The 14,058-nt window shown below is 56.8% G+C and carries 11 protein-coding genes; 9 read left to right on the forward strand and 2 right to left on the reverse strand.

The window, feature by feature from the left end; genetic code table 11:
* Positions 1-81: 81 nt before the first annotated feature.
* Positions 82-2,241: a phosphoribosylformylglycinamidine synthase subunit PurL gene (gene purL / locus K5Q35_RS10665; protein ID WP_220799549.1), complete on the reverse strand. Its 2,160-nt coding sequence runs from the start codon at positions 2,239-2,241 to the stop codon at positions 82-84.
* A gap of 284 nt (positions 2,242-2,525) precedes the next feature.
* Positions 2,526-3,431 (reverse strand): LysR family transcriptional regulator, encoded by a 906-nt coding sequence (locus tag K5Q35_RS10670; protein WP_220799550.1) that lies wholly within the window; start codon positions 3,429-3,431, stop codon positions 2,526-2,528.
* Positions 3,432-3,599: 168 nt separating this feature from the next.
* On the opposite strand from K5Q35_RS10670, the gene K5Q35_RS10675 reads away from it, so the two are divergent.
* The 9 genes from K5Q35_RS10675 to K5Q35_RS10715 all read left to right on the forward strand — a co-directional run bounded on the left by K5Q35_RS10675 (position 3,600) and on the right by K5Q35_RS10715 (position 14,052).
* On the forward strand, positions 3,600-6,998 hold the full coding sequence (locus K5Q35_RS10675) for an indolepyruvate ferredoxin oxidoreductase family protein (RefSeq protein WP_220799551.1): 3,399 nt from the start codon (positions 3,600-3,602) through the stop codon (positions 6,996-6,998).
* Positions 6,999-7,071: 73 nt separating this feature from the next.
* On the forward strand, positions 7,072-7,956 hold the full coding sequence (locus K5Q35_RS10680; protein ID WP_220799552.1) for a lysophospholipid acyltransferase family protein: 885 nt from the start codon (positions 7,072-7,074) through the stop codon (positions 7,954-7,956).
* A 24-nt stretch (positions 7,957-7,980) separates the two neighbouring features.
* Positions 7,981-8,790: a glutamate racemase gene (locus K5Q35_RS10685; RefSeq protein ID WP_013962339.1), complete on the forward strand. Its 810-nt coding sequence runs from the start codon at positions 7,981-7,983 to the stop codon at positions 8,788-8,790.
* Positions 8,791-8,820: 30 nt separating this feature from the next.
* Positions 8,821-9,849: an N-acetyl-gamma-glutamyl-phosphate reductase gene (argC, locus tag K5Q35_RS10690; RefSeq protein WP_013962338.1), complete on the forward strand. Its 1,029-nt coding sequence runs from the start codon at positions 8,821-8,823 to the stop codon at positions 9,847-9,849.
* A 7-nt stretch (positions 9,850-9,856) separates the two neighbouring features.
* Positions 9,857-10,300 (forward strand): cytochrome c maturation protein CcmE, encoded by a 444-nt coding sequence (ccmE, locus tag K5Q35_RS10695; protein WP_220799553.1) that lies wholly within the window; start codon positions 9,857-9,859, stop codon positions 10,298-10,300.
* Between the two features lie 78 nt (positions 10,301-10,378).
* Positions 10,379-10,990 carry a holin-associated N-acetylmuramidase gene (locus K5Q35_RS10700; protein ID WP_013962336.1) on the forward strand — a complete coding sequence of 204 codons (612 nt, stop codon included), beginning with the start codon at positions 10,379-10,381 and terminating at the stop codon, positions 10,988-10,990.
* Complete coding sequence (locus K5Q35_RS10705; RefSeq protein WP_013962335.1) at positions 10,981-11,571, forward strand: holin family protein; 591 nt, start codon at positions 10,981-10,983, stop codon at positions 11,569-11,571. Before K5Q35_RS10700 ends, K5Q35_RS10705 begins: the two co-directional genes overlap by 10 nt.
* A 58-nt stretch (positions 11,572-11,629) precedes the next feature.
* Positions 11,630-13,600: a heme lyase CcmF/NrfE family subunit gene (locus K5Q35_RS10710; protein WP_220799554.1), complete on the forward strand. Its 1,971-nt coding sequence runs from the start codon at positions 11,630-11,632 to the stop codon at positions 13,598-13,600.
* Entirely contained in the window at positions 13,597-14,052 is a 456-nt protein-coding gene (locus K5Q35_RS10715; RefSeq protein ID WP_220799555.1) for a cytochrome c-type biogenesis protein, read from the forward strand. Before K5Q35_RS10710 ends, K5Q35_RS10715 begins: the two co-directional genes overlap by 4 nt.
* Positions 14,053-14,058 lie beyond the last annotated feature (6 nt).

Below are 14,058 nucleotides of genomic sequence, written 5' to 3' on the forward strand. Positions count from 1 at the left end.
GCAACTTTTTAGCATCATGTAACGCGTTGAAATCTTTGATTTCAGGCAGCTTTATGTGATTAAAGTTTCTCGCATGACGCTTTAGGCCAGTGCCGCGCCAAAACTCCGGCGATAGACGTCGGATAGTTCGGACAAGGCAGCGCTGGACGCGCCAAACCGCACCGCATGGCCGGTGAATTTCCCGACCGATGTCAGGGTCAGACCCGCCTGATTTGCCGCGATCATCAATGCTTCGGCCTGATCGAAATTGCAGGCAATCAGGTATCTGCCCTGATCTTCGCCGAAAAGTGTGGCGGTATCAGCAGCGTCAAGACAGACACCAACGCCCGCGCCTTCGGCCAATTCAAAGGCCGCCAAAGCCAACCCGCCGTCGGATAAATCCGTGCAGGCCTTAATGTAGGCGCGGTTTGCCCGGATGAAATCGCCATGTGCCTTTTCCTGATCAAGGTCCACCGGCGGGGCGTCGCCCTCGGCGCGGTTATAGACTTCGGACAGGATCGCGGATTGACCAAGGTGGCCGTGCGTCTCGCCCAGCACCAGCGCCACATGTCCGTCGCGCACGTCGCAACCGATTACGTCATCGAGGTGCGCGATCAGACCAACGGCCCCGATGGTCGGTGTGGGCAAGATCGCGGTGCCATCGGTTTCATTATATAATGACACATTGCCCGACACGATGGGCATATCCAGTGCTTCGACCGCCGCCGAGATGCCTTTGATCGCGCCGACGAACTGGCCCATGATCTCGGGCTTTTCGGGGTTGCCGAAATTCATATTGTCGGTCGTCGCAAGGGGCGTGGCGCCAACTGCCGAAAGGTTGCGATAGGCTTCGGCCACAGCCTGTTTGCCGCCCTCGACCGGGTTGGCTTTGACATAGCGCGGCGTCACATCCGATGTAAAAGCGAGCGCCTTGTCGGTGCCATGCACGCGCACAATGCCCGCGCCAATGCCGGGAATGCGCACTGTATCAGCCATGACCATCGTGTCATATTGGGTAAACACCCAGTCCTTTGCCGCGTAATTGGGGCTGCTGATCAAGGCGCGCAGACCGTCAATCGGGTCCACATCCGGCACATCACCGAGCGGGTCAGCGGCTGGTGTCGCAACCCAAGGCCGGTCATATTCGGGGGCGGTGCCCGCCAGAGTCTTGAGCGGCAGGTCCGCTTTGACCTCACCATTGTGGACGATGAGAAACCGATCCTCGGCAATAGTTTCACCGACGATGGCGAAATCAAGATCCCATTTGTCGAAGACGGCTTTGGCTTCCTGTTCCAACTCGGGGCGCAGCACCATCAGCATGCGTTCCTGACTTTCCGACAGCATCATTTCATAGGCGGTCATCGCCTTTTCGCGCACCGGTACTTTTTCCAGATCGAGCCGTACGCCCAGATTGCCCTTGTCGCCCATTTCGACCGCGGAACAGGTCAGCCCTGCGGCGCCCATATCCTGAATAGAGATCACCGCCCCGGTCTGCATCAATTCCAGCGTGGCTTCCATCAGGCGCTTTTCCGTGAAGGGGTCACCGACCTGCACCGTGGGCCGCTTTTCCTCGATGGTATCGTCGAATTCGGCGGAGGCCATGGTTGCCCCACCAACACCGTCCCGACCCGTCTTGGCACCCAGATAGACCACCGGCATGCCGACGCCCGAGGCGGCGGAATAGAAAATCTTGTCCGTGTCTGCCAAACCGGCGGCAAAGGCATTCACAAGGCAGTTGCCGTTATAGGCCGGATCAAATCGCACCTCGCCCCCGACGGTCGGAACGCCAAAGCAATTGCCATATCCGCCCACGCCCGCAACCACACCGTTGACCAGCTGTCGTGTCTTGGGGTGGCTGATTTCGCCGAAACTGAGCGAGTTCATCGCTGCGATCGGGCGCGCGCCCATGGTAAAGACATCGCGCAGGATGCCGCCAACACCGGTGGCCGCACCTTGATAGGGCTCAATATAGCTGGGGTGATTATGGCTTTCCATCTTGAAGACCACGGCCTGACCGTCGCCAATATCGACGATCCCTGCGTTTTCGCCCGGCCCGCAAATGACCTGAGGGCCGGTTGTGGGCAGCGTGCGCAGCCATTTTTTCGATGACTTATACGAACAATGCTCATTCCACATGGCCGAAAAAATGCCGAGTTCCGTGAAGGTCGGCGTGCGTCCTACGATATCGAGGATGCGATCATATTCGTCAGGGCTGAGCCCGTGGCTGGCAATCAGGTCTGATGTGATGGCAGGCTCTTGCATAGGCCTTATTGTCCCCCGGCTGGCAAAACTTGGCGTCCTCTTACAGGCCTGCGCGCGCGGGGGAAAGAGGCGATCCTGCCAAGGCGATGTTCAGTGTGTGGACAAACGCGCAAAAAAAAGGCCGAGCGCGAGGCTCGGCCAAGTCCAACAGGGAGGTGTGAAGAGTGCGCGCAAGCCGCGCCGTCTTCACAACTCTGAATTAATAGGCAAGCTGCCCGCATTCAAGGCAGTTTGTGTACAAATGACGTCATGCCCGCTATGCGCCGGACGCATGTCTCGCCAGGTCAGACGCCGGAATTTGCGCGTAGTCTTTTACGATAGCTGATGATTTCATCCTGCACAAAGTCCTTGAAGGCAGAAACCCGCTGCGATTGGCGCAACTCTTCCGGATAAGCGAGGAACACAGGCACGTCAGCAGAGCTCAGATCAGGCAGCACCCGCACGAGGTCAGGGAAATCCTCGGTCACATAGTCAGGTAGGACGCCGATCCCCAGATTCTGCAAAACGCCCTGCAAAACGCCATAATAGTTGTTCACCGTCAGCATCGAGCGGATGTTCTGCGTCATGAGATGCTGCACGAGGCTTCGACCTGCGCCGACCTGATCACTGTCGATGTTTTGGCAAATCAGGCGGTGGTCTTTGATCTCTTCGATCGTCTGTGGTGCGGCGTAGTCAGCCAGATAATCCGGCGTGGCGTAAAGGCACATACGGATCATCATCAGTTTCTTGCGGATCAGATCGGCCTGGCTGGGTTCCTTCATGCGGATCGCCACGTCCGCCTCGCGCATTGGCAGGTCCAAAACGCGCTCTTCGAGCATCAGATCGACTTTGAGATCGGGGTATTTTTCATAAAGCTTGGGCAGGCGCGGCGCCAGCCATAATGTACCAAAGCCTGTGGTGGTCGTCACGCGTAACTCACCGAATACCTCTTCTTCGCTGTCGCGAATGCGCGCGGACGCCGTATCAAGGCGCCGTGTCATGGCGGCCGTTGCGTCAAACAACAACTCGCCCTGTTCGGTGAGGATCAGGCCCCGCGCATGCCGGTGGAACAGGGTCGCATTCAATGATTCCTCAAGCCCGCGGATCTGACGGCTGACCGCGGATTGAGACAGATTCAACTTGTCACCGGCATGTGTCAGCGATCCCGCATCTGCGACGGCATGAAATATTCTAAGCTTGTCCCAATCCATATCTACTCTCTTGATCACTGTCAGTGTGGTAGCGCTATCTCGGCACGAAAGACAGGGGCGGCGATCGGGAAAGCGTGAATTCGCGTAAATTTTCCTAGGCATGTCAGCATAGGTGACCTATTATTGAAGAAAAGGTGCGATCCTGCGCGCCCGCTGAGGAGGTATCAGATGAGCTCCGAGAAAATAACGCTCAACGATCGCTATGATCTGGAGAAGTCTCCGGTTCTGCTAAATGGCACCCAAGCGCTTGTCCGGTTGATGTTGATGCAAAAGGCGCGGGACCGGGCAGAGGGTCTCAACACGGCGGGGCTTGTGACGGGGTATCGAGGGTCACCATTGGGGGCTGTCGATATGCAGATGCAGCGCGCGGCGCAACCGCTCACCGCCCATGACATCACCTTTCAGCCCGGCCTGAACGAAGACCTCGCCGCGACCGCTCTTTGGGGCAGCCAGCAAGCTGAACTGCGCGGTGAGGGCAAGTACGACGGCGTTTTCGGGCTTTGGTATGGTAAGGGGCCAGGGGTCGATCGCTCTGGTGATGTGATGCGCCACGCGAATATGGCCGGGACGTCGAAATTCGGCGGTGTTCTGATGGCCATGGGGGATGATCATACCGGCGAAAGCTCGACCGTGCTGCACCAATCAGAAATGGCACTTGTTGACGCCTATATGCCGATTGTCAGCCCTGCGGGTGTGCAGGAAATACTGGACTACGGGCTTTATGGATTTGCGCTCAGCCGGTTTGCGGGCCTGTGGGTCGGTGTGAAAACCATGAAAGACACCGTCGAAGTCACAAGTGTCGTTGAGACGGGGCTGGAGCGCTATAAATTCGTCACACCCGCTTTCGACATGCCGGATGGCGGCCTGAACATCCGCCTTGTGGACGAACGGATCGAACAGGAAGCCCGCCTGATCGACTACAAGCGTTATGCCGCTGAAGCCTTCGCGCATGCGAATAAAATGGACAAGCGGGTGTGGGGCAAGCCCGGTGCCAAAATCGGTTTCGTTGCAGCTGGCAAGAACTGGCTGGATCTTGAGCATGCGTTGAGCCTGCTCAACATTGATGCGGCCGAAGCCGACAGAATTGGGGTGACCACCTATAAGATCGGGCAAACATGGCCTTTGGACATCAAGGGGTTTGAGGCTTGGGCAGACGGGCTTGATCTGATTGTCGTTATTGAAGAAAAACGCAAATTGATCGAGGTGCAGATCAAGGAGGCGTTGTTTGACAACCGTGCCGGGCGGCGGGTGGTCGGCGGGACGCGCGATGGTGCGCCATTCTTTGCGGCCAAATGGGCGCTTGATCCCATTGAGATTGCGCTGAAACTGGGTGGTCTGCTGCTCGATGAGGGGCGCAACACCGATGGGATTGCGGCGGGTCTTGCCACCTTGGAAGATGCGCAGCGGGCGGATAACGCTGAGGAAATCGCGGCGCGTTTGCCCTATTTCTGTTCCGGATGCCCCCATAATTCATCAACCAAAGTGCCTGAAGGCTCACGCGCCTACGCCGGTATCGGCTGTCATTTCATGGCGCAGTGGATGGACCGTGAAACGCTGGGCTTTACGCATATGGGCGGTGAGGGGGCCAATTGGATTGGCGAAGCGCCGTTTTCCACCCGCACCCATGTCTTTCAGAATATCGGGGATGGGACCTATAACCACTCAGGCATTCAGGCGATCCGTGCCGCCGTCAGTGCGGGTACGAACATCACCTACAAGATACTCTATAATGATGCTGTCGCGATGACGGGGGGGCAGGGCAACGACGGTGGTCTTACCGCCTCCCGGATTGTGCAGGAGGTGCGTGCGATGGGTGTCGACACGCTTGCCGTTGTCTATGATGATAAAGAAGACGTGGATTTGCAGTCCTTTAAAGGCGTCGAGCTGCATGAGCGCGCGGATTTGCAAACTGTTCAGGAAAGGTTTGCAAAGACCTCTGGTGTGTCCGTCATCGTCTATATTCAGACCTGCGCGGCGGAAAAACGGCGCCGGCGTAAACGGGGTCTGTTTCCGGACCCTGACAAACGCCTGTTCATCAATACCGACGTTTGCGAAGGCTGCGGCGATTGCGGAATCCAATCAAATTGCGTCTCGATCGTACCGAAGGACACCGAGCTGGGGCGAAAGCGTGCCATTGATCAGTCTTCCTGCAACAAGGATTTCAGCTGCATCAAAGGGTTTTGCCCTTCCTTTGTGACCCTTGAAGGGGCGCGCATTCGCAAAGAGCCCACAGCGCAGTTCGATCTGCCAGACCTGCCGCCACCGGACCTGCCGCAGATTGAAAGCACATGGAACATCGTGATCACCGGGGTCGGTGGCACCGGTGTCGTCACCATCGGTGCGATTCTGGCGCAGGCGGCCTTCATCGACGGCAAAGGGGCCGGTGTCATGGAAATGGCAGGCCTTGCCCAAAAGGGCGGTGCGGTACACATCCACTGTCGTCTTGCAAATAAGCCGAGCGATATCAAGGCCATCCGCGTATCTGCGGGTGAAGCGCATGCGCTGATCGGGGGTGATCTGGTAGTATCTGCAGGGGCAAAGACCCTCGGGCTGACCTCGGCGGGAAAAACAGGGGCTGTTGTGAACAGCCATGAAATCATCACTGGTGACTTTACCCGTGACACTGAGTTTCGACTGCCCAGCGAGCGGTTGACACTCGCACTTGAAGCACGCCTGCAGTCGCGACTGGATCTTTTCGATGCCTCAGAGCTCGCGCGCGTCGTGTTGGGAGATTCGATTTTTTCCAACATGATGATGCTGGGGGCCGCTTGGCAAAAAGGGCATGTCCCGCTGAGCGAGGCGGCGTTGAGACAGGCGATTGAACTAAATGGTGCCGCAGTTGATAAAAACCTGCGTGCGTTTGATGTGGGACGGTGGGCCGTTTTGCATGGTGAACAAGCGCGTGCCCTGACGACATCCAACGTTGTGGCTTTGCCCAAGACACAGGCGGAGAAAATCGCGTTCCGGGCTGCCCACCTCAAGGCCTATCAAAACGGGCGTCTTGCGTGGCGCTACCTCAAGTTATTGGATAGGATTGATGACAATGCGATCAAGGACGCAGCTTTAACTGGGTATCACAAGGTGCTGGCTTACAAGGATGAATACGAAGTCGCACGGCTTTTGATCACAAGCCGGGAAAAGGCAAAGGTTGAGTTTGAAGGTGATTTCAAGCTCAGTTTCAATCTCGCGCCACCGCTGATGTCAAAGACCGGGCCAGACGGGCGGCCACAAAAGCGGGAATTTGGCCCCCGGCTCGAAACCCCATTGCGGTTGCTGGCCAAGTTGAAGTTCTTACGCAGAACTCCGTTTGATCCTTTTGGATACACCGCTGAACGTCGTATGGAGCGCGCGCTGATCAAACAATATGAGGCCGACATGGCGGAGGTTCTCCCGCTGGTTACGCAAGCGACACGTGATGCGGTCGTTTCATTGGCGGGATTGCCTGCTCAAATCAAAGGGTTCGGGCCGGTAAAAGCGACCAACGAAGCGAAGGCGGCGAAACGGCGCGAAGAGCTTTTGTCGGTCATCCGGGCGGGTGGTCCTGCTGTTGCTGATGCGGCAGAATAATCGTTAACCCATTGTCATAAAAATTTGGGAATACTAGTGTTTAATTTCGGCCCCGAATTGTTTGGAGACTAGGATGGGTGCGCTGCGCCGCAACATAACCCGAGATATCAGTTATGCGCATAGCGCTGAAACCAAAGGTGGCCGTGCGGTGATCCGTTTGATGGAGAACTCCACGGGGCGTTTGCGCCTCATCAAACGCGCGCGCGGGTATGAGAATGAAGTGGCTGCTGGAAAAGATTTTTTTAGTGTGATGGCCGCGCGTTATGGCCTGACATTGGATCTGGTGAAAGGGCATCTGGATCTGATCCCACATGAGGGGCCGCTCGTTGTGATTGCCAATCATCCCTACGGAATTCTGGATGGTCTGATGATGGGGCACATTCTTGAACAGACCCGCGGTGATTTCCGAATCCTTGCAAACTCCGTTTTTCGAAAAGCCGAAGATATTAACCGCATCGTGCTGCCGATCAGCTTTGATGACACCAAAGAAGCCCGCATGCTCAACATCGCCACGCGCAAGCAATCCCTGCACTATCTGTCGCAGGGCGGCGCAATCGGTGTCTTTCCAGGGGGTACGGTCAGCACTGCGGTCAAGCCGTTTTCTAAGCCCATGGACCCCGGCTGGCGTGGCTTTACGGCCAGAATGATCGCGAAATCCGGGGCCTCGGTGCTGCCGATCTACTTTGACGGGCACACAAGTCGGTTGTTTCAGATTGCCAGTCATATGCATGTGACGCTGCGCATGGGCTTGCTGATCAACGAGTTCGGAAAGAGGGTCGATACCCCGGTTCGCATGTCAATCGGCAAGCCAATTGGTCCGGAAATTCTGGCCCCTTTGGCAAAAGACAGCAAAGCGATGATGGATTTCTTGCGAAAAGCGACGTATGAGCTGTCACCGGATCCAGCAAAGAGCTTTGATCTGGGGTATGAATTTGAAGATCGGCACCGCGTTGGATGAGGTGCCCAAAAAGGCGCAACGCAGATGTCGGTTGGAATTTTTGATAGTGGGCTCGGTGGACTAACCGTTCTTGATGCGGTCCAGACACGGCTACCGGATGTGTCCTTTGCCTATCTGGCTGACAGTGCGCATGCGCCCTATGGCGTGCGCACGGCGGATGACATTTACGATCTGACCTGTCGGTCGGTCGCGCGTCTGTTTGATACGGGCTGCAATCTGGTGATCCTCGCCTGCAATACAGCCTCGGCGGCGGCATTGCGCAGGATGCAGGAGTCATGGGTGCCGGACGACAAGCGTGTTCTCGGTGTCTTTGTGCCCTTGATTGAAGCCATGACGGAACGGCAGTGGGGGGATAATTCGCCGCCACGAGAGGTCGGCGTGAAACATGTTGCGCTGTTCGCGACGCCAGCAACCGTGGCCAGCCGGGCGTTTCAGCGCGAGCTCGCGTTCCGTGCGATTGGTGTCGATGTTGAGGCGCAGGCCTGCGGCGGTGTTGTGGATGCGATTGAGGACGGTGACATGATGCTCGCCGAGGCGCTGGTGCGCAGCCATGTGGACGCATTGCAGAGGAAAATGCCGACACCTGACGCGGCAATTCTGGGCTGCACGCATTATCCTCTGATGCAGGACATATTTCAGAAAGCCTTGGGCGAAAACGTGCGCGTGTTCAGCCAGGCCAATCTGGTGGCGGATAGTTTGGCCGACTACCTCGAACGGCACCCCAAGATGCACGGGACGGGCAGCCCTGTGTTTTTGACGACCGGGGACCCGGGCCGTGTCAGCGACCGGGCCACGCAGTTTTTGCGACGACGTATCGAGTTTTCAGCCGCCTGATCTGACACTCTTTATTGACGGACTATAAACATGACTTACTCCATCGCTATTCTTGGTGCCTCTGGTTATACAGGCGCCGAACTGATCCGCTTGATTGCGGGGCATTCTTCGCTAAAAATTACTGCATTGGGAGCTTTTTCGAAAGCGGGCCAATCAGTCGCGCAGGTGTTTCCGCACTTGCGTCATCTGGACCTGCCAACGCTTTTGCAAATAGATCAGATTGACTTTGCAAACATCGATTTGTGTTTTTGCGCCTTGCCGCACAAGACCAGCCAAAGCGTAATTGCGGCATTGCCCCCGGACCTTAAAGTCGTCGACCTCAGCGCGGATTTTCGGCTGCGCGATCCGGATGACTACGAAAAGTGGTACGGCAACAAACATTCAGCACTGACGCAACAAGCCGAGGCGGTCTATGGGCTGACGGAATTCTATCGCGATGACATAAAAACCGCGCGGCTGGTTGCAGGCACCGGGTGCAACGCGGCGACGGGTCAATATATGCTGCGCCCCTTGATTGCCGCAGGTGTCATTGATCTGGACAATATCATTCTGGATTTGAAGTGCGCGGTTTCCGGGGCGGGGCGCAGCCTCAAAGAGAACCTGCTGCACGCAGAGCTGTCCGAAGGCTACCACGCCTATGCAACGGGCAGCACGCACCGGCACCTCGGTGAGTTTGATCAGGAGTTTTCACAGATCGCGGGACGGCCGGTTCAGGTCCAGTTTACACCGCATCTCATCCCGGCCAACCGGGGCATTCTTGGAACCGGATATCTGCGAGGTGACGCGGCTCAGATCCACGACACATTGTCGCAAGCCTACGCAAACGAGCCGTTTGTCGATGTATTGCCCCTCGGTCAAACGCCAAGTACGCGGCACGTAAGGGGTTCAAATTTCTGCCATATCGGCGTTGTTGCGGACAGGCAGCCGGACCGTGCGCTGGTGGTGGCGGCGCTGGACAACCTGACCAAGGGCTCAAGCGGTCAGGCGTTGCAAAATGCGAACCTGATGTTAAATATTGAGGAGACCGAGGGGCTGATGATGGCACCGTTGTTTCCGTGAGGCGGATATGAAAAACCTAAAGAAGCAAAGACGCATTCAAGTCATAGCGCTCGCGACCGTCGCGCTTGTCTTGTCGACGGCGCTGATCGGGTATGCAATGCGCGACGGGATCAACTTTTTTCGCGCACCAACGCAGATATTGGCCGAACCACCCGCGCCCTCCGAAGTGTTTCGGATTGGCGGTTTGGTTGAAGAGGGTTCAATCGTGCGCGGGCAAGGTAAAACGATCCGCTTTAGCGTGACAGATGGCAACGGTGTTGTCCCGGTCACTTACACCGGTGTGTTGCCTGATCTGTTTGAAGAGAACCAAGGTATGGTCGGCACGGGAAGTTACATCAACGGCGTCTTCGAAGCATCTGAAATACTTGCGAAACATGATGAAACCTACATGCCTGCTGAGGTCGTCGACATGCTGAAACAACAGGGTGTCTACAAAGGTACTGAGGGTTGATTGCGTACGCTGTGGTTAAACGATTTTAATCAATAGCTTTGATCTTTGCGTGGAGAAATCCGGGGCAAAGGTAGCAAGATGCAAACAGTTCGTGAGATCGCAAAGGAAATCGTGCGGCGAGAAGGCGGGTTCGTAAATGACCCCGACGATCCCGGAGGGGCAACGAACTTTGGCGTTACCATTCACACAATGCGCAGGCTCGGGCTTGATCTTGATCACGATGGGTCCGTTACCGAAGCCGACGTGCGGGCGCTAACCGTCGATCAGGCGATTGATATCTTTGAAAAACACTATTTTCAAAAACCACTGATCGCGATGTTGCCGCAGCCGATGCATGCCACCGTTTTCGACATGTATGTGAATGCCGGGTCTAATGCGGTGAAAATTCTGCAGCGTTTGCTGCGCGATATGGGCCACGATCTGGTCGTCGATGGCGCATTGGGGCCCAAGAGCATAGGGGCCGCGCAGGCCGCATTTGCGAATGCGCCGGATCATTTGGTGGATGCCTACGGTATTGCGCGCCGTAATTACTATTTCCGCATCGGTGACCGCCGGTCTGCGAGCCGCAAATTCGCAAAGACACGGGCAGGTGGCAAAGGCGGTTGGATCAAACGCGCGGAAGAGTTCATCTCGGCGCGGTATCACCTGACAGATCAACAGTTTAAGGAAAGGGTCGCAGCATGGGCTTGATCGGAGGATTACTCAGCATCGTTTTTGGCAATGAGCGTAACGTCGTAAAGGAAACTGTTGAAGTCTTCAGGGCGAATGCCGAAGAAGACGCCGCCCGTGCTCAGGAACTGCGTATTGAGGCGTTGGGCCAATACGGACGTGAGTTTGAAAGTGCGAAAGACTCCGCCTTTAATCGTGTCATGGATGGCGTGAACCGCGTGCCACGCCCTGCACTGGCGCTGGGAACGCTTGGGCTGTTCCTCGCGGCGATGGTTGATCCGATCTGGTTCGCGGCGCGCATGCAGGGCATTGCTCTGGTGCCAGAGCCTTTGTGGTGGTTGCTCGGGGTGATCGTGTCTTTTTACTTTGGCGCGCGGCATCAAGTCAAAAGCCAACAATTCCAGCAATCCATCGCCAAAAGCGTGGCCCTTGCCCCGAAAGTCGTCGAAAATATCGGCATGTTGCGGAGCTTGCGGGCCACGACACCCGGGACGGCAGATACCGCAGGGGATGTGCGGTTGAAGGCCGTGGCGCTTCAGCCCGACAGCAATGCAGCCCTTGAAGACTGGCAGAGCACCAGCGCAACCCCCGCGACAAAGTGATCACTTAAACCATCCGATTATCGTTGGATGAACGCTCCCGGCGGCTTATAGTCTGGGTATGATTACAGAACTCGGACACTTCGCCCTCATCCTCGCCTTCATGGTTGCCATCGTACAAACGGTCATTCCTTTGATTGGTGCCCATAAACGATGGCCATCCTGGATGGCCGTTGCGGAACCTGCGGCAAACGCTCAGTTTTTGCTGACGGCGTTTTCATTTGGTGCTCTGATGTGGGCATTTATCGTGTCGGACTTCAGTCTGCAGTTGGTGACGCTGAACAGCCATTCGGCCAAACCAATGCTTTACAAAATAAGCGGCACATGGGGCAACCACGAAGGGTCCATGTTGCTCTGGGTGCTGATTGTTGCGCTGTTTGGCGCGATGGCGGCTTGGTTTGGTGGCAACCTGCCGCCGACGCTGAAAGCCCGCGTGCTGAGTGTGCAGGCCGCGATTGGTGTCGCTTTCTTTGCGTTTATCATCTTTACGTCGAACCCGTTCACGCGCCTTGCCGTGCCGCCCTTTGACGGCCAGGATCTCAACCCGCTCCTTCAGGACCCGGGATTGGCCTTCCATCCGCCGTTTCTCTATCTGGGCTACGTTGGCCTTAGCATGGCGTTCAGCTTCGCGGTCGCCGCCCTGATTGAAGGGCGTGTCGATGCAGCTTGGGGCCGTTGGGTGCGTCCCTGGACGCTGGCGGCCTGGGTGTTCCTGACAATTGGTATCGCTCTCGGTTCTTGGTGGGCCTATTACGAATTGGGTTGGGGCGGTTTCTGGTTCTGGGACCCGGTGGAAAATGCATCCTTCATGCCGTGGTTGCTGGCTGCTGCCTTGCTGCACTCTGCCATCGTGGTGGAAAAGCGCGAAAGCCTCAAAAGTTGGACCATACTGCTGGCCATTCTCGCCTTTGGTTTTTCACTGATTGGTACATTCATTGTCCGCTCGGGTCTTTTGACCTCGGTGCATGCCTTCGCGAATGACCCGGAACGTGGTGTGTTTATCCTGATGATCATGGGCTTTTTTATGGGCGGCGCGTTGATCCTCTTTGCTTTCCGGGCAGGCGCGATGGAGGCGCGGGGCGTCTTTGGTGTCGTCAGCCGTGAAAGCGCGCTGGTTGCGAACAACCTGTTGCTGGCTGTGTCGTGCTTTGTCGTTTTCGTCGGCACCATGTGGCCGCTCGTGGCCGAGATGTTCTTTGACCGCAAGCTCAGCGTGGGGCCGCCGTTCTTCAACATGGCCTTTTCGCCCTTCATGCTTGTCCTTGGCATTCTGCTGCCCATCGGGTCAGCCATGCCTTGGAAGCGGGCGCATATCGCGCGCGCTCTGAAACCGCTGCGCTATGTGTTCGTCCTCGCGTTGGCGATTGGTGGTCTGGCCTATGCGATGCAATCTGGTCGCAGCCTTCTTGGGCCGATTGGCCTCTTCCTCGCGGCCTGGATCGTGATGGGCACGATCATCGATTTCATCCAACGTGCGGGCCGGGGTCCGGAGCGGTGGGCGCGAATCTGGCGACTGCCGCGGGCAGACTGGGGCAAGATGGTTGCCCATGCCGGCGTCGGTATCACGATGATGGGCGTCTGTGGGATCATGGCCTGGCAATACGAAGACATCCGGGTTGCGCAGTTTGGCGAACCCTATGAGGTCGGCCGCTATACCATCACGCTGGATAAGGTCAGCAATTACGAGGGGCCGAATTTCCTGTCTACCACCGGCTATATCACGCTGGCGCAGGATGGCCGCGAAATTGCACAACTGAAACCGGAAAAGCGCATTTATCCGGTGGCACAAATGCCGACGACCGAGGCTGCGATTGATTATGACCTCATCCGTGATGTGTACGTGGTCATCGGTGATGAGCAGGCGAACGGGGGCTGGGCAGTACGAACCTATGTCAAACCGCTCACCAACTGGATATGGATTGGCAGTGGCTTGATGGCGCTTGGCGGGTTGCTCAGCCTGTCTGACCGTCGGTTCCGCGTCGCCGCAGGCGCGCGCAACAAGTCATCCGCGCTACCGGTAGCCGCAGAATGATCCGGGTTTTTCTGATCATACTTCTGCTTTTGCCCGGTTCGCTGCTTGCAGTGCAGCCAGACGAAATACTGGCTGATCCGGTTATGGAAGAGCGCGCGCGCGAGATCTCCAAAGGCTTGCGCTGCCCGGTCTGTCAAAACGAGAGCATCGATGAAAGCCACGCGAATATCGCGCGTGATTTGCGTCTGTTGGTCCGCGACAGGCTGGTGGAAGGGGATAGCGACGCGGAAGTCGTCGACTTCGTGGTCGCGCGCTACGGTGAATTCGTGCTGCTTAAACCGACCATCGGCGGTTCGAACTGGATGCTGTGGGCGGCGGGGCCGTTCATGCTGCTGCTGGCGATGACTGTTGGTTTTTTCTATCTGCGGGGCCGGGATTCTGCGCGTGCACCGCAAGAAGACGCTTTAAGTGTTGATGAGGCCGCCCGCCTCAAGGAAATCCTGAAAGAATGACGTTTC

It is taken from the genome of Roseobacter sp. OBYS 0001 (assembly GCF_019654895.1).
Classification (GTDB): Bacteria; Pseudomonadota; Alphaproteobacteria; order Rhodobacterales; family Rhodobacteraceae; genus Roseobacter; species Roseobacter litoralis.